This window comes from Colwellia piezophila ATCC BAA-637, assembly GCF_000378625.1.
Lineage (GTDB): Bacteria > Pseudomonadota > Gammaproteobacteria > Enterobacterales > Alteromonadaceae > Colwellia > Colwellia piezophila.
The window spans coordinates 583,719-600,841 of record NZ_KB905160.1; the positions used below are offsets into that span (position 1 = coordinate 583,719).

Genomic DNA, 17,123 nt, shown 5'->3' on the forward strand with positions numbered 1-17,123 from the left:
TTCTTTACAGTTACGCGCCCTAACTGTGTGTCATAACTCATCTACTAGCACTTCTCGGAATGTCATAATATCTGTATTTTAAGGGCTAAAAACATTGTCACTTAAATTACAGTAATCACCCTACTTGGCAACCAACATATCTCGCCATTGGTTAACTTAACCTCACTCCATTGACCATCGGTTTTCAATATGACCAGTTCAGCACCTGCATGTAATGGCGCGGTAAAGGCTGGCGAAAATATCAAGCCAGGCCCTTTTCTACTGACCACTTCTTGGCTTGTTACTACCGCTTCACTTTGTCTGGGTTTATTATTAAATCTGGCGATTTGTGTGACGCTGGCAAAACAGATAAATATTAGAATAAACCACAGCTTTGTATTTTTATTATTTGAGTGGCTAAGATCTTTATGGCTTAAACGGCGCCAAATGATTAACCAAAAGAGACAATAGCCTAACCAAGAAATGGTTAACCAAACGGGTGAACTTATTACGCTATACATCTGACTTAGCCATGGTGGCGCAAAATTATCGGGTAATTGGTCAAGCCGTTTAATTCGCGCTTGGGCTAAATTATGCAGGATAATATCATCATCGGGTGTGAGATTTTGGGCGCGACGTAACCACAGTATACTTTGACCATATCGACCGGCTTGAAACCAACTGGTACCAATATCATAAAACAAACTTGCTTGATTTAAGCTAGGGTCATCGACAAAACTTGCCAACTGCTCGGCAATCTTTCCATGAGCAAGATTGCCTTTATGCGGTGAATCAATACTGAGTTGTAATGCTTGTTGATGAGCATGGTGCAAGTTTTCTATGGTGACTTTTGTATGCAGCTCATTCGGGCCAATACCCTTTGCATATAACTGTTCTGAATGCGTAGCAAATCCGAGCAGTACCATATAGCCAATGCTAGCAAAGCTGTTTAACATTTTTGATGGCTTGGTTGATTTTGTTTTACTGTCACTATTAACGTTATACCGTGGTAAGCATTGTTCTAATTTATCGATAAGATTCAACAGCTGTTTTACTTCATTAGCATAAATGCTGCTTTCTTGTGGTGCGTAACGTGTTTGATATTGTTCAAGCCACAGTGATAAATCGGCGGTTATTTGATTGTTTAGCGCGTTCTTTGTTGCACTATTTACCATCTTGTTTTCCGCAATGCTTTTCAGATAATCAGATAAACTTAATTTCAGCTTGCGGGCATTAAATTTTGAAGGGATTAATCCAAAGCGAAGATAGCAATACTTACTGAGATGAAGCAGGGGATCTTTACCTTGTTTTAATGCCATTTTTAACTGTGTTACCGGCTGTTTAATTCGCTGCAGATAAAGTCTTTGCTGCATAGGTTTAATTAAAAACAAAGCAAGTATTACCGGCGGCAACAGTAATAAAAGCAATAACACCCCTGTTTGACTGAAAAATGTACTTATCGCTGTGTTGGTTTTAATACCGGTGTTATGTTTTTGCCAACGTAATGCCCAAACGCCATCAGCATCAGGCTTTATCGAATTTTTTAGCTTAATGTTATTGTTACCCTCAATATCAGAAAAATTAAAATTATCATTTTCTTCAACCAGGATAGGTAGGCTGTCTATGGTTAAATCTCGGAATAGTCCGCTTTGTGGTTCAAAATAATTAATGGTGAATGCCGGTATTGCTTCGATATCAGCTCGACGAGGAAATAGACTCTGCTTAATTATTTTACTGCCTGAATCAGTATTTACCTTACTTGCCGCTAAGGGCACATTAAATGAATGAGTGAAACTCGGATTTTTTGCTAATTCAGGCAATGTTATTGTTTCAATATCACCATGTATAACGGTTAATGAATACTGAATAGCTTGGCCTTGTTTAACTTTTGTCGGTTGTGCACTGACTTCGATAATAGGACGACCTATGATGCCTGAAAAGTTGCTCGGTGCATTATTGGGTAGTGCTTTAACATTCAGTTCAATGGCATTACTTTGTGATAAAACACGATGAGATAGCTCTTGATCATTTGCCCCATTAAAAAATTGATTATTATAAAAGGCAAGGTATTGGCTGCCCCGAAATTTCTTCTTACTTGGCTGCTCATTTTTATTTACCACCACGGCTATTAACGTTGCCGGCGCGATACGATGTTGGCCAACAGTAGTGGCTTTTAGCACGGTTTCAAACCAAATACGTACTTGATTGTTAGGTAAGTTTTGCCAATGAGCAATTTGTCTTTGACCATTTACCGGTAAGCCAATACTTTGTTGCTTGTTTTTATCGGCCTTATCCCAGGGGGTAGCGACAGTAAAATTTTCATTTAGCAAACTGGGTAGATGTAAACTTACCTCTTTGAGTGCATTAACCGGAAAATCAAAAGTCCAACTGGTAGTCAATCGAATACTTTGGCCAATATAAATCTCGTCCTGGCTAACGCTGAGATCTAATTGCATTCTATCGCTTACTTGCGGCGCATTAACTACTACTTGTTGTCGAGTTGTTGCTAATGTCTTTGTTGGGTAACTTAAGGAAACTGCGGGTATTGTTAATGAGCCTGAATTTTTCGGAGTTATTTGAATAGGGTAAGCCCAACCAATTTTCCCTTTACTATTAATAGCGACAGCCTTATTGGCTAACAAGGTGAAATTTTCGCTTTTGGGTAAATTAACCCTGGCGGTACCGCTTGGTGAGTTTAAAGAAATGATAAACCAATGACTGGCTTGCCCTTGCCATAATTCTTGCTTTGGCGCTTGCAGATAAACTTGCCATTTGCCAGTGGTATTAGTTGGTAAGTTTGTCAGGTCTACAACTTGTGAGTAAGCCAGGGCCTTGGTTAATGAAAATAGTAAAGCTATCGACAGTGTTTTAACAAATGTTTTAAGCATTAGAGATAAGTTTTTACCCGATAAGTATGAGATAAGTTTCATGATTTTTGGCCTTTACCAGTCGCGTTCGACAGCGGTTTGTTTTTTACTTTTTGGAGCTCGCTCGGTTAAATTTCGAGTCTTTGCTTGTTGCAGTATTTCTTCGGCACTAGCACGCGGTGGCGGCAATTGGATAACACCGAGCTCAAGCGTGCTGTTTTCGTTTTGTTGTGATTGTGTAGACTGCTGTGATTCATTGTCCGTTTGCTCTGTTTCTTTTTCTTCATCTTGTTCAGATTGTTCTTCTTGAAGTGACTTTTTATCGTGCTGATTTTTTTGTTCTTCAGCGGATTTTTGCCGATCAGGATGTTGCTGAACTGATTTTTTTTGTTTGTCAGCTCTTAACATTAACCATTCTAAATTTTTTTGACTGGCTTGATGGTTAGGGGCATGCAATAACAAAGTGCGCAATATGTCACTTGCTTGGCGGTAATAGTTTTCAGGATCTATCAATTCATCGTCTTCAAAAAAATCCAATGATTGGTCAATAGCATTGTTCGCAGGCAGTGGCACGGCAACACTTAGGTCCTGCGCTAACTCATCCATTGATTCGTTCAACGAAGCTAATTGTTGGCTGAGCGCCTCACCGTACAAAATCAAGCTGGTTGCTAAATTATAATTGGCTTTTATTGCTATCTTGGATTGGCGGGTACTATTGGCAATGTAACGATATACTTCGACCGCTTGCTCAACATTGTCTTGGACAAGTGATTGCGCTAATAAAAATTGGTTGTGAGTTGTGAGTTGCGCTAAATGTCTAGCTGAGGTATTTATCAGCTTCACGCTAGGGACAAGTACCTCGGTATTGCCACCAGTATTCGCCACTATTTTGTCAATGCTGTCAGTGACGACACTTTTAGTACTCGGAGTTGTGCTGACAGACGAAAATGCAGAATCAGGTTCAAAAGCTTGGCTATTAAATGAGAAGAGTATTAAGCCAGCTAACCAAGCATGTCGACCACGAAACCAACAGATTATTTGGGCAAGTAAAGCAATGAATAAGCAATAGGGGAAACCTTGATGATAGTTTACTACATGACCATTTTCTTGTTGTTTTCTTGGCCAAACTAGCCTTAATTTGTCGATTATTTTGGCTAAATCAAATGTTGCGGTGCCAACGGGGATAAACATACCTTGCTCGGCACCTTTTGCTAAGGTACGTAACTTTGCTGTTTGCATGGTGCTCCATATTTCGCTGCCTTGGTATAATTGCCAGCCAATGCCATCACGAGCGGGGATGCGACCACCAAATTCACTGTCACCTAGGCCAATGACAATTAGCCGTGCACCTAATTCATTAAGCTTAGTTAACGCGCGTTCAGGTTGGCTACCAAGATCTTCTCCGTCACTGATCAAGATAATGTCCATGGCATATTGCTGATTTTTTTCAGTCATTTTATCGAGCACTTTAAAAAGCGCATCTTCAATACGAGTCCCCCCTTGAGCGACTGAACCTGTATTGACTTGTTCAAGTAGAAAATTAAAAAATGTTTTGTCATTGGTTAAGGGGGATTTTATCGAGGTAGAACCGGAAAATACCACTAAACCGAAGCGATCATGGGTACTTTTATTTATGGTATCGCGTATGGCTTGGCGGGCTACCTCGAGTCGATTAGGTCGAGCATCATTGACTAACATTGAGCGTGAGACATCAAGCAAAAATACCATATCTCTGCCTTGGGTTTCACCTCCTCCTAGCTGTGGATCCCAGCCTGGTCGTGCTAGCGCTAATATTAACGCAGCGAGTGTTACTAACATCAATGTTTGATGCAGGGGACTTTTCTGTTTTTTTAGGGGGATTTTTCTAAAGTCAGCTAAGTCGAGCGCACTTTGTTTTTGATGATATAGGTTGATGATTAACCATAAAGGCAGCAGAAATAGTAACCACAACCAACTGGCGGCAAGGAAAGTGAAATCGTTCATGTTTGTTTCCTTAACCAAGTCGCATTAAGTACATTAGCCATAAAAAAACACAGCAAAGCGAATATTACTGGCAAGTGAAAAAGGGGGTTGTGGTCTTGAAAAAGAACGCGTTGTAGACTTGATGTTTCTAAGGTATTAATCGCTTGATATACGCTTTGTAGCGATTCTGAGTCATTTGCTTTTTGGAAGATACCGCCGGTACTTTCAGCCATTGCTTGCAAAGTCCAGTCGGTTGACTGCATGGATTCACTTAATGCTAATGTTGTGCCTTTGCTGTCAGTGAATAAGCTGCTTTCGTTATCAGCAATACTGATGGTATATATTTTCACACCCCATTTTTTTGCCATAGCCGCAGCCATTAAGGGCTGGTAGGTACCGCTATTATTTTCACCATCGGTTAATAAAATAATAACTTTACTCTTAATACTGTCATCTTCTAACCCTAATGAGTTTTCATAATGGTGTAGTTGTGCAGCAGCTAGGGCCGTTGCATCGCCAAAAGCGGTACCGTCTTCATTTGGACGAGATGAGGTGGTAATTTCATTAGTCATATCCACTAAAGCGCTATGAGAGCTAGTTAAAGGTACTAAGGTGTCAGGGTAACGAGCAAAAGTAATTACCGAGATCAAATCATTGCGCCGACCAGATAACTTGTTGCCATTGCCCAGTACAAAGTCTTGCAGCGCTTTTTTAGCAACCACCATCCTCGGCTTTTGTTGACCCTTGCTCTTCATAGCAAAGTTCATTGAAGATGAAACATCAATAACAATGGCAATGGCGATACCTTGTGTTTGTTCAGAGTAATGCTGTGTATTTTTAAATGGTTGAGCACAAGCTATTATGATGGCGGCCAAAGCTAATAAATATAGGCTGGCAACAAGCTTGGAAAACTTCTGACGATAACTTTTTGGTAAATTAATTAATAATGAAATATCAGAATATTGATGTTGACTCAGCGCAGAGTTTGACCGAGATATTAGCCAGAATATTGGTAAAAGTAGTAATAACCACAGTAATGCGGGATATTCAAAGTTAGGCATTGTGGTGCTCTTTCTTAGCAAGAACAATTTGTTGGCAAAGGTTGCATTGTTGACACAGTTCAATAAAAATTGCTTTGTTATTCGTGCTAAATCGAGCTGAAATATAACGCTTACTTAGCTCAATATTTTGCTGGTCAATTTGTTGTTCAAGGGGATCAAAGCCTAGCTGTTGTAACATGCATTGGCGTAGGGCAGGCCAATCACAGTCAGCGTTGACATTGGCTTTAACGATAAGCTCAGCTGGCAAGGGATAGCTTTGTGCAGACAAGTTTTGTTCAAATAAGTCATGCTGTTTAGCTTTAATTCGCTGATTTCGAAAAGCTAGCATTAACACTAAAAACCCTAAGCTTAGTGCCAACATCATCATTATAAGGCTATGACTGCTGTGCTCTTCATTGTCCAGCAGGGGTATTTTTTCAATAGGTTGCAACTTGGCCGCAAGCGCTGCAGAAGAAAAACTTGAAGTAACTAAAATTTTCGGTATTTGTATGACTAGGCTTTGATGTTGCTGTTGTAAATAACTATGCAGGGTCATTTCAGCTAATTGATATTCGCCTGCTAAGGGCACAATCACATCGATAATATAAGTTATGTGCCATTGATTACTTTCACTATCATTTTTACTGTCACTGCCCTGCCATTGAGGCGATTTTTTTCGGTGATTTATTAAGGTAAAGGGTTGCCAGTCAAATTGTTGGGGCTCAAAAAATATTTCTACGCCATCAAGGTAGCTTATTTCGATGACGAGACTCAGCTGTTGGCCGGGTGTTAAATGCTTTGCTGTTAACTTCACCGTGGCATTGGCGTGAGCAGTGGATACTAGCTCTTGGTGTTGAGTCGCGGTATTAATACTGGTGGCAGCAAAAACTAACGGCCCTAAGCCGCTAGTGACCAGCAATGATAGCCATAAAAAAATCAAACGCCGATATAACATCTTAACCACCCGTTTCTCCTTCGACCCGTTGACGATGTGTTTGGAAAAAGCCCATTAGGGTTTCAATTGGATCATCACCCAAGGTATGCCTTAATAAGTCAACGCCGCTGTGTGAAAATTGTAGGCTACGCTGTTTTATCCGTTGTTGCATTTGTTTGGCAAACTGATTGCGGGTCGCAGGGTTGCTAAAATCGATGCTTGTTTGCTGTTTATTTTCGCTATCGGTAAGTTGAAATAGGCCACGGGAGGGTAAAGATATTTCTTTGGCATCATCTAAGGCGATGGCCAATACTTGGTGTTTTCTCGCTAAAATAGCCAAGTTTTCTTGGTAATTTTCATCCGTAAGAAAATCAGATATCAAAACGATAATCGAGCGTTTAATACTTAACTCGCCTAAATGCTTTACTACTTGATTCACACTGGTATGTTCTACCTGACGTACGGGCAATAATAGTTTACTTAAACAGCGTATTAATTGGCTTTTACCCCGTGCTGGTCGCAAGTATTCATTAACTTGGTCGCTAAATTGCAATAAACCAATACGGTCATTGTTTGCTAATGCCGCCGAGCCAAGCAAGCCACAAAATTGAGTTGCAGTGTAGCAGCGGTTAATTTTATCACTCGACCAAATAAAAGAAGGTGAGTGGTCGACGACAAAAATAAGATTAAGCTCGCGTTCTTCATGGAAACGTTTTATATGTACTTCACCTGTTCGTGCAGTAACATTCCAGTCAATAGTTCTGACATCATCCCCTAAAACGTAAGGGCGTACTTCATCAAACTCCATGCCATGGCCTTTAAAAGCACTATGGTAATGGCCAGATAAAAGGTGATTACTTTTATGGCGACAATACAGTTGTAGTTGCTGTAAGCGCTGTTCAAAATGCGCTAACATTTATTCACCTGCGCTAACGCTAACTTGTTATTCATGGGGTATGGCTACTTGGGCAAGTATTTGTTCAATCAACTGATCTGAGCTAATATTTTGTGCTTCAGCTTTATAACTCAAGGCAATTCGATGACGTAATATATCGGGCGCTAAAGATCGAATGTCATCAGGCTGCACATGATCACGGCCTTGTAAGACAGCAATAGCGCGAGCAGCCATTGCCAAATTAATGGTTGCCCGCGGTGAAGCGCCAAAACGAATCATATCGCTAAGCGGTAAATCATATAGCTCAGGTTGGCGTGTTGCCGTGACCAAATGAAGAATATATTTCTCTAGGCTTGCATCGAGATAAACGGCAGCCATTTTCTCGCTAAGTAAGTTTAATTCCTCAGCAGTAATGACGGCGTTAATAGTCGGCTTATCTTGGCTAGGCATCGACATTCGGCGTAATATTTCTAACTCATCATCAAAGCTAGGATAGGTCACTTTTAGCTTAAACATAAAACGATCAACTTGTGCTTCAGGTAATGGGTAGGTACCTTCTTGTTCTATCGGATTTTGTGTTGCCAGTACTAAAAATGGCTGAGGTAAAGCATGTATATTTTTACCTAAAGTTACTTGTTTTTCTTGCATGGCTTCAAGTAATGCCGATTGAACTTTTGCCGGTGAACGATTAATTTCATCGGCTAAAATAATGTTGGCAAAAATAGGGCCTTTTTGGGTATCAAATTGCCCTGTTGCCGGGTTATATATTTGTGTACCGGTTAAATCACCGGGTAATAAATCGGGGGTAAATTGCACTCGACTAAAATTTAAGTCAAGTGCTTGAGCCATGGTATTTACCGTTAATGTTTTCGCTAGTCCGGGTATACCTTCAATTAAAACGTGGCTTTGACACATGAGTGCAATGATCAATCTTTCAACTAAGGTTTCTTGGCCGACAATAACTTTGGCAACTTCTTGGCGTAATTTGTCAATGCTTGCCATTAAATCAATTTGAGAATGGTTCACAGTATTCATAATCTACACTCGTATTATTTTTTATGGTTTTTAATTATAACAACCACCATATATTATCGAAAATATTTAATTTAATACAGTTTGTCAGATGTAAAGTTATGTAAAATAATTGCGTATACCAGCATGGTTAACCAGAGAATTATTTTTTATTTATAATTAATTCAATAGCTTGAGTGTTAACTATGGTTTAAAGGCTATTTGTGGCAATTGATCTTTTTTTTTATACTTGTTACTGTCTTTTTAATAAGAAACACATTAAAAGCCACTATCTTTCAAAGTAAGGAGTAATAATTGAATTCTATTAATAAAGTACTTTTTATCACTGTCATCTTTGTCAGTATGTTATCTCAGGCTATAGCAATACGGCTAAATATCATATTAATAATGGCACAGTTGATAAAACGAGGCTTAGGTCAACAGCGAATAATTAAGCTAAATAGTGTTCAGCCGGTAATGGCTCTTTTATTTTCTGTACTTATAATTACCCCAGTTAGCGCGTTTCAAACCTCTGCCGAAGTTATTCGTACTCAATTGATGAACGCGAACAGCCCACAGGTTTTGGTAGTCGCTCATCGCGCCGCTTGGAAGCAAGCTCCGGAGAATTCGTTGTTGTCTATTGAGCACGCTATTGATATTGGCGTCGATATTATCGAAGTGGACATCCGGCGCACTAAAGATGGCGAGTTTGTGCTGATGCATGATAGATCACTCAATCGCACTACAAACGGTAAGGGCAAGGTGGCTGATAAAACGTGGGCAGAATTACAATCACTGCGCTTAAAAAATACCGATGGTAGCCTAAGTAATGAAGTGATCCCTCATCTACGTGATGCTTTGGCGCAGATTAAAGATAAGGTGCTGATTGATCTTGATAAGGCTGAACCCTATTTCGCTGAGGTACTTGCAGTTGTGCGTGAAACTGGTACTGAGCGGCAGGTAATCTTAAAGGGCAAAAAGGGGTATTCAAAAGCTATGGTCACCTTAAATAAACTTGGAGATTTTCAGGGCATTTATATGCCCAAGTTTAATTTTAGCGATAAGACGAAAAAGCGTAAAAAAGCTAAAAAGAAAGCCCAATATGCTGAGCAAGATACTATGGCTCCAACTATGCCACCAACTATGACAGCTTTGCCAAAACAACCTCTCATATCAGATATCAAGAGACATAATTCAGACGACTGGTACGCCGGTATTGAAGGGAGTGTTATGGCTGAAATTAAGTTCAGTACAATCACTCAGCCCCAGATACAGCCAGAAGTATTTAAAGCTATAACCTCTAAATATCGGCTGTGGGTCAATACTCTGAAAGTATCCCATTCGGCTAACTTTACCGATAAACGCGCCTTGAAAAAACCAGATGCAGTATGGGGCGAGTTGATCAAAATGGGCAATTCAGTGATACAGACCGATGAGCCACGAGCATTATTGACTTATTTGAGAACGATGAAATACCATGATTAATATAAATATTACGCAAAAGAAAACACTCGTTAAGCAGCGTTGGATCTCAGCGCCGTTAATGAAATCATTACTATTATCAAGCACGCTTGCTATAACGGCTATAGCGACAAATGTAAACGCGAGTGCACAACCTAATATTATTTATATCTTAGCTGATGATATGGGCCAGGGTGATACCACTGTTTATAATTCATCCGGTAAAATACCGACACCTAACCTAGAACGCTTAGCCAAAGAAGGTATGACGTTTAGTAATGTTCATTCAAATTCTAGTGTTTGTACACCGACCCGTTATGGTGTTATGACCGGGCGTTATGCTTGGCGAAGCAGTCTGAAAAATGGCGTCTATGGCGGTTATAGTCGCCATCTTATTGACCCTGAACGTGAGACCGTGCCTTCACTGCTAAAAAAACAAGGCTATGCAACGGCCATGACTGGCAAGTGGCACTTAGGTATGGATATGAGCAGTACCGATGGTAAAAAAATTCATCGTGGCTTTGGTCAAAATGCTGATCTCAGCAAGCCATTAACCAATGGTCCTAATGCCATTGGCTTTGATTACTACTTTGGCATTTCAGCTTCACTGAATATGTCACCACACGCCTACATTGAGAATGATAAAGTCCAAGGGGAATTGGTTTACCTCAAAGATAAAAAAGCGGTTAAGGCTGCAGGCCTAAAAGGCGCTAAAACTGGTTGGATGGCTAAAGGCTTTCAGCAAGACCAAGTGCAATCTACTTTTATTAATAAAGCGATTAGCTGGATAGAGCAACAGCAAAAATCGGCTAGCAAACAACCTTTCTTTGTTTATATTCCACTCAACTCGCCTCATTCACCTATTGTTCCCAGTGAAGATTTTATTGGCAAAAGTGCTTTATCAGATCATGGTGATTTCACCATGGAGATGGATTACGAAATTGGTCGTTTGCTAAATGCTCTTGATAAGATGGGCATTGCCGATAATACCATGGTTATTTTTACCTCTGACAATGGTACTTCGCCTGCGGCTAAGCTCGATAAGATGCAAGCGCAAGGGCATTTTTCTAGTATGGAATATCGTGGCCTTAAAGGCTCGTTATATGAAGGCGGTCATCGGGTGCCATTTATTGTACGCTGGCCTGGTACTGTTAAAGCGGGCACTAATACAGATTATCATGGTTCATTGGTGGATCTGATGGCAACGGTCGCTGATATTAATGGCGTCAAACTTGCCGATAATGCCGGTGAAGACAGTATTAGCTTTTTACCCATATTACAGGGTCATAAATTCGATGATAGTAAACGTGGGGTTGTTTATCACTCGGATTCCGGCTACTACGCTATCGCGCAGGGTAAATGGAAATTGATATTACATAAGGCTGGCGGTACACGCCGTTTAAACCCTAAAGATAGTAATAACCCGGTTAAGAATGCCGGTAATATTCAATTGTTTAATATGGAAAACGACCCTACTGAGCGCATCAGTGTTCACCAGCAGAACCCAGAGGTTGTTAATAATCTGGTCAAGTTGCTGGAAAATCAAATTAACAGTGGTCGCAGTGCTGGTGCGGGACCTGCCGCCAACGACGAGATTGATGCCAAGTTACACGACAAATGGCAGAAATATCTTACCAAATATATCACGCTGTAGTAATACAACTGCTATTCAGTTGCAGTACGATAAACCCTAGGGGCAAGCCATAAGGCTTGCCCTTTTTTTTGCCCTTTTTATGCTGTGTCATGTTCAATATTTACACTTGAGTGGTGGGGTTTTATAAATAAAAAACACGATAAAGGTTTGCACAGAAAGCTTTATCGTATTATTGTTGTACACAATCTGTGTATTATAAATATAAAACAGTACAGGTGTCGATCAATGAAGTATGGAGATTTATTCTAGGGAAAATTGCTCATGTAAAGTCAGTGCACGCTTGGCTGCTTGCAGGGCGAATATTAATACCAAGTCCATTAAGTTAGTTCCCACTCAGATCTTGCCAGCGTTTTGAGAACAAATAGAATTTTTTTGCATATAGTCACTCTATATGAAAGAAATTCTGTGCGGTTATCGAATCGCTGGAAAGCTCCCGAAGGGCGAGTTTAAAAGGCTTACATGCTGCGTTATTGATTTTAATAAGGGAATAACCATTATCTACAATCAATGCCTTGCCTCTAAGCCTTTTAACTCTCGCTGAGTGGGAAGAAACTTATTGGAATTGGTATAAGTATCAAAATAATAACAATAGGATACGAATATGAATAAAAATTTTTTAAAGGCTAATTTGGCAGTAATTATTGCCACAGGTGTTATAGCGTTACCGCTGCAGGCGGCTAACCTTTTTGTTGGCGGGGTACCCAGTGGTGAGAGTGGCAGCTCATTTTTGAATATTCAAGCAGCCGTAGATGTTGTACAGCCAGGGGATACTATTTATCTGCGCGGCGGAAATTATCACGAGGAAGTGAATGCCACTAATCTGCAGGGGACACAAAGTGCCCCGATTAAAATTACCAATTGGAATGGTGAATCCGTGCGCATGGACGGCTCTAGTCACCTAAACGATCTAGGCAGTAATGGTTGGACCTTGATGGGGTCAGGTGAAGGTCACCCCAACTGTGCTGATAACTGTTACAAAACCAGCATTAATCAAGATATCTGGCAATTATGGGTAGACGACCGCATGCAAGTGGTGGCGCGTTGGCCTAATGTTACCGTAGGTCATCCTACAGATCCTATTCATTTAAAAGTTGATAAGATAACTCCAGCTGATGGCAGTTGGTTTGATAAGGCTGGCACATGGGGTCATATGGCTAACAGCTGGAACTACGATTCTGGATCAAACACCAGTACGGTAAAAAATAATACCGCGTTTAACGATTTATCAATAGGTGATGATGCGCAAGTCAGTTTTTCTGGCGGCTCTGTTATCCTTAATTACCATTCTGAATCGCAGTTCTCACGCGTTATTACCAGCCATACACCGGGCAGTAATTCAATTGTTCACGACGGCGTCATTAACCCAAAAGATCAAGGTTCGGGTCACTTCTTAGTGGAAGCTAAGAATGCGCTGGATATGCCGGGTGAATGGTACTACGACATCGATACTGGTGAAGTATGGTTGTGGCCAGAAGATGGTCAAAACCCAACCGGAAAAAATGTCCGCGGTAAAACCCAATCTTATGCCATCGATTTTAGTGGCAGTAGTTATTTGACAATTGAAGGACTGGAGTTCTTTGGCACTACGATTACTTCGATTACCAAAAATGATTCCCATCATGTCACCATCAATGACAACAAATTTCTCTATCCGTCTTGGTATAAGCGCATGCTGCGCGAGCATACGATATTTTCTAAAACAGTTGATGGCGAGATGCAGCATACCGGCGGTAGTGATGTCGGCGCGACGATCATAACGGGCGACTCTTTGCTGATCAGCAATAATGAGTTTGCCTATGGTGATGCTACCATTGATTTGAGTGAAGGCCGACAGAAAGTCGATAATGTCGTGACCAATAACCTATTCCATCATTGGGGGTTAGTCGGCATGGCGGGTCCAATTTTGGATATGAACTCTAATAAGGGTAATTCAGAGCAGTCTTATAACACCTTTCACACCCATGGCGGCCAATTAATGTTTAAGGGCTCGTACGTTAATGTTAACTGGTCTCGTGCCTCTTACTGGGGTTACTTTAAGCAAGATGGTGTGGCTTTTCAGTGTGGCGGTAATGGCTCTGTTAGCACTGTGCGTCACCATATCTGGGTGCACAATGCCTTTAAAGGCGGCGTACGTTGGGATGGTGAAGACGGCGGTATTGCAACCCAACAAGGTGGTCTAGATCATCACTTAGCTGGTGCTAACGTGCCAGGTTTAGCTAAAATCAAGGGTGATTATCATCAGGTTTACCATATGAGTGGTGTATTGCCCTTGAACGGCAGTGCTTCACTTATTAATGTTGATAATGTTTCACGTAATGGAGAGCAGCGCAACAACAATACCAGAGTCTTCAATAATATTGCCCATGGAATCTCGGGCGATCCTAACAAGTTTGAAGCGCTCAATGGCGAGAATGGTTATAACTGGAACGGATTGTTACATGCCGTTGATGGCGATATAGCCTCTGCGCAAATGCGTGATGCGAATAATCTCGACTTCCGTCCCATAGAAGGCAGTGATGTCATTGATGCAGGTATTGTAATACCTGGTATTAACGACAACTATATTGGCAATGCACCTGATATTGGTGCCTATGAGTATGGTGATAGTAATTACTGGATCCCTGGATATCGTGCAAAAAACAAAGCTAATAGCCCTGTGCCTATGGATCAAACGCTAACAGCCAAGACTGATACGGATCTGATCTTTTTGGCTGCACGTAACGCAGTCAGCAACAATGTTTATCTAGGTAGTACCAAGGACAACTTGAGCCTGTTGGCCGGAAATGTCGCTAGCACTAATAATATTGTTGTCCCTGGTGCACTAAACGGCAATCAAGTTTATTACTGGCGCGTAGACTCTGTTCTTGCTGATGCAAGCGTAGTGACTGGTGATGTATGGTCTTTTACTGCTAAGGAAGCAGGCATCACAATGCAGCAAACGTTTGTGGTGAGTGCAGATGTTGATGTTAGCTCTGATAGGCCAGATAACAACTCAGAAGGTAATACTAAGCTTTTCTTTCGTACACCAAGTGATGGCAGTGAAGAGCGCCGTGCTTATCTTAAGTTTGACGTCGCTATTGACGGTGACGTAATCAGCGCGACCTTACGCTTGCATCGCTCTGGCACCAAAGTGTTCGATGTTCAGGTATACGCGATGAGTGATAGCAGTTGGGATCCCGCTGAGGTCACCTGGAATAATCGTCCAATCATCGATGGTGCACTACTTGCCACCGGTGATGTTAAAAGTGATTGGGGAGAATTCGATGTAACTAGAGGCGTTCGCAATGGTACCGTGTCGCTTGCGCTTAATCGTCTGCCTAATACTAATAGTAAATTCCTTGACGCGATGGAATCCGGTTTTGCTGCTCATCTAGTTGTTGTTTATGGTGATGCTAGTGACGATCTTGCGCCGGCTGCACCTGTTAATGTTGCTGCCACCGATGGCTTCAATTCGATCACTGTTAGTTGGGATGCCAGCACTGAGTCTGATGTCATTGGCTACAAAGTCTATCGACGTGAACATGATGAAGACTTCTTCGATTCCCCGATTCACCCAGGATTGTTGACGCAGACTAGCTTTGAAGACACCATTGTTGTGTTCGGCCAATCATACCAATATGTGGTACGTGCGGTTGATGCTCGAAACCAGGAATCGGGTAACTCATTATTTGCGACAAGTACGGTATTAGACAGTGATAGTGACGGCCTAAGCGACAGCTGGGAAGCGACTTATGGTTTGGATAGTAACGCTAACGACGCCGCACTCGACCTCGATGGCGATGGCTTTAGCAACCTGCAAGAATTCCTAGCAGGTAGCAATCCTGTCAATCCGATTAGTACCCCGGAAAATCCGTCTGGCGAAATTTCGCTAGAAGTAGAAACCACATTGATTACCAGCGGTGATACCTACATCGATTCAGTTGACGCTGATGCAAACTTTGATAGTGCCGAGAGGTTGTTTGTTAGGGTCTCAGGAAAAAATTCGCTGCAAACTGGATTGCTTAAATTTAATGTTGAGCTATCGGGTAGTATTGTTAGTGCAACGCTACGCCTTCATGGCACAGGTAATGACGTTGAAGGCGTGCAAATCTACGGCGTAAAGGACAACAGTTGGCAGAGTGATACGGTTACTTGGAATACTCAACCGGTTATCGATGATACATTGCTCGATGACGGCAATCTCGCTAAGGACCAATGGACCGATTTCGATGTGACGTCAGCGGTAGCCAGTTCAGGTGAACTTTCTTTCGCCATCAAGCGAGTAGGTAATAACAGGAGTCGTGGTTTTGACTCAATTGAGTCTGGATTTGCTCCTGAATTAGTGATTGTCTATTTGCCAGAGGAAAGCGATCCAACCCCAAGTGCACCACAAAACGTTGTTGTCGAAGAGAATTTTAAATCACTCAGTATTAGTTGGGATGAAGTTGATGAGCAGGGCGTGGTAGGTTATAACATTTACCGTATTTCCCCCACGGATGTTACTTTTACCATACCGCTTAATTCGCAGCTATTGACGCAGACTAACTTTATAGATACCAGTGTTTTATTGGCGCAAGTTTACCAGTATGCTGTCTTATCAGTGGACGCTCAGGGTGTTGAATCTTCAGATTATAGCCTAGTGCTTGGACTATTAAGCGATGCCGATAATGACGGTATGGCAGATAACTGGGAAGTTGCTTATTCACTCAATCCAGCGATTGATGATAGTCAGGACGATTTTGATGCCGATCTGTTGAGCAATATCGATGAGTATTATAGCGGTTTATTACCCAATGAAGCAGATACGGATAATGATGGTGCCATTGATGGTATTGATCAGTTTCCATTAAATAGCGGTGAGTGGTTAGATACCGACTTTGATGGTATTGGCAATAATGCGGATAGTGATGATGACAATGACAACGTGCTTGATGTTGCAGATGCCTTTCCTTTAGATGCAACCGAGTGGTCAGATTTCGATGCTGACTCGATAGGCGATAACGCGGATAATGATGATGATAATGATGGTGTTAATGATGACGTTGATCAACATTTGGCTCTGGTGTCAGGTAATATTGTTATCAATGGTATAGACAGTGGCGTGATTGACAGCGTTAATACGGTAGGCGTGCCATTAAGCATAATATTCACTACAGCGCTTTCGCAATCCGAGACAAGTAATAATGGCGGTTTTACATCATCCGCTGTTAAAATTGTTAACGACCTTAGAAATTCAGGCAGTATCACTAATAAAGAGAGTATTCTGTTGAAGGCATTTATTAAAAAGCTTAAGCCTCAGCAGTCAAACCAGCAGCCGCAGCAGTCAAACCAGCAGCCACAG

General features: G+C 41.4%; 9 protein-coding genes. 3 read left to right on the top strand and 6 right to left on the bottom strand.

Annotation, left to right across the window (positions count from 1 at the left end):
- Nucleotides 1–101 precede the first annotated feature (101 nt).
- Genes F580_RS0102450 through F580_RS0102475 form a run of 6 tightly spaced genes read right to left on the bottom strand, consistent with a single transcriptional unit; the run spans nucleotide 102 to nucleotide 8,712 of the window.
- Entirely contained in the window at nucleotides 102–2,909 is a 2,808-nt protein-coding gene (locus F580_RS0102450; protein ID WP_019026111.1) for a BatD family protein, read from the bottom strand.
- Nucleotides 2,910–2,921: 12 nt separating this feature from the next.
- Nucleotides 2,922–4,829, bottom strand: a complete 1,908-nt coding sequence (locus tag F580_RS0102455; protein ID WP_019026112.1) for a VWA domain-containing protein — start codon at nucleotides 4,827–4,829, stop codon at nucleotides 2,922–2,924.
- On the bottom strand, nucleotides 4,826–5,869 hold the full coding sequence (locus F580_RS0102460; protein WP_019026113.1) for a vWA domain-containing protein: 1,044 nt from the start codon (nucleotides 5,867–5,869) through the stop codon (nucleotides 4,826–4,828). Before F580_RS0102460 ends, F580_RS0102455 begins: the two co-directional genes overlap by 4 nt.
- Nucleotides 5,862–6,812, bottom strand: coding sequence for a hypothetical protein (locus F580_RS0102465; RefSeq protein ID WP_019026114.1), 951 nt, complete (start codon nucleotides 6,810–6,812; stop codon nucleotides 5,862–5,864). The genes F580_RS0102460 and F580_RS0102465 overlap by 8 nt, the downstream gene beginning before the upstream one ends.
- Nucleotides 6,805–7,698 carry a DUF58 domain-containing protein gene (locus F580_RS0102470; protein WP_019026115.1) on the bottom strand — a complete coding sequence of 298 codons (894 nt, stop codon included), beginning with the start codon at nucleotides 7,696–7,698 and terminating at the stop codon, nucleotides 6,805–6,807. The genes F580_RS0102465 and F580_RS0102470 overlap by 8 nt, the downstream gene beginning before the upstream one ends.
- 27 nt (nucleotides 7,699–7,725) lie before the next feature.
- Nucleotides 7,726–8,712: an AAA family ATPase gene (locus F580_RS0102475; RefSeq protein WP_019026116.1), complete on the bottom strand. Its 987-nt coding sequence runs from the start codon at nucleotides 8,710–8,712 to the stop codon at nucleotides 7,726–7,728.
- Nucleotides 8,713–9,003: 291 nt separating this feature from the next.
- On the opposite strand from F580_RS0102475, the gene F580_RS0102480 reads away from it, so the two are divergent.
- The 3 genes from F580_RS0102480 to F580_RS23815 form a co-directional block, all read left to right on the top strand.
- The gene (locus F580_RS0102480; protein WP_019026117.1) at nucleotides 9,004–10,173 is read left to right on the top strand and encodes a glycerophosphodiester phosphodiesterase family protein; all 1,170 of its coding nucleotides are present in this window, start codon (nucleotides 9,004–9,006) and stop codon (nucleotides 10,171–10,173) included.
- On the top strand, nucleotides 10,166–11,803 hold the full coding sequence (locus tag F580_RS0102485; protein ID WP_019026118.1) for a sulfatase family protein: 1,638 nt from the start codon (nucleotides 10,166–10,168) through the stop codon (nucleotides 11,801–11,803). Before F580_RS0102480 ends, F580_RS0102485 begins: the two co-directional genes overlap by 8 nt.
- Before the next feature lie 601 nt (nucleotides 11,804–12,404).
- On the top strand, nucleotides 12,405–17,123 hold a 4,719-nt coding region (locus F580_RS23815; RefSeq protein WP_040356673.1), incomplete at its 3' end, for a CBM96 family carbohydrate-binding protein.

Bases quoted from the DNA above. Each gene is read 5' to 3' on its own strand.
- F580_RS0102455 (WP_019026112.1), bottom strand. From the start codon at position 4,829: ATGAACGATTTCACTTTCCTTGCCGCCAGTTGGTTGTGGTTACTATTT.
- F580_RS0102460 (WP_019026113.1), bottom strand. From the start codon at position 5,869: ATGCCTAACTTTGAATATCCCGCATTACTGTGGTTATTACTACTTTTA.
- F580_RS0102450 (WP_019026111.1), bottom strand. From the start codon at position 2,909: ATGAAACTTATCTCATACTTATCGGGTAAAAACTTATCTCTAATGCTT.
- F580_RS0102485 (WP_019026118.1), top strand. From the start codon at position 10,166: ATGATTAATATAAATATTACGCAAAAGAAAACACTCGTTAAGCAGCGT.
- F580_RS0102470 (WP_019026115.1), bottom strand. From the start codon at position 7,698: ATGTTAGCGCATTTTGAACAGCGCTTACAGCAACTACAACTGTATTGT.
- F580_RS0102475 (WP_019026116.1), bottom strand. From the start codon at position 8,712: ATGAATACTGTGAACCATTCTCAAATTGATTTAATGGCAAGCATTGAC.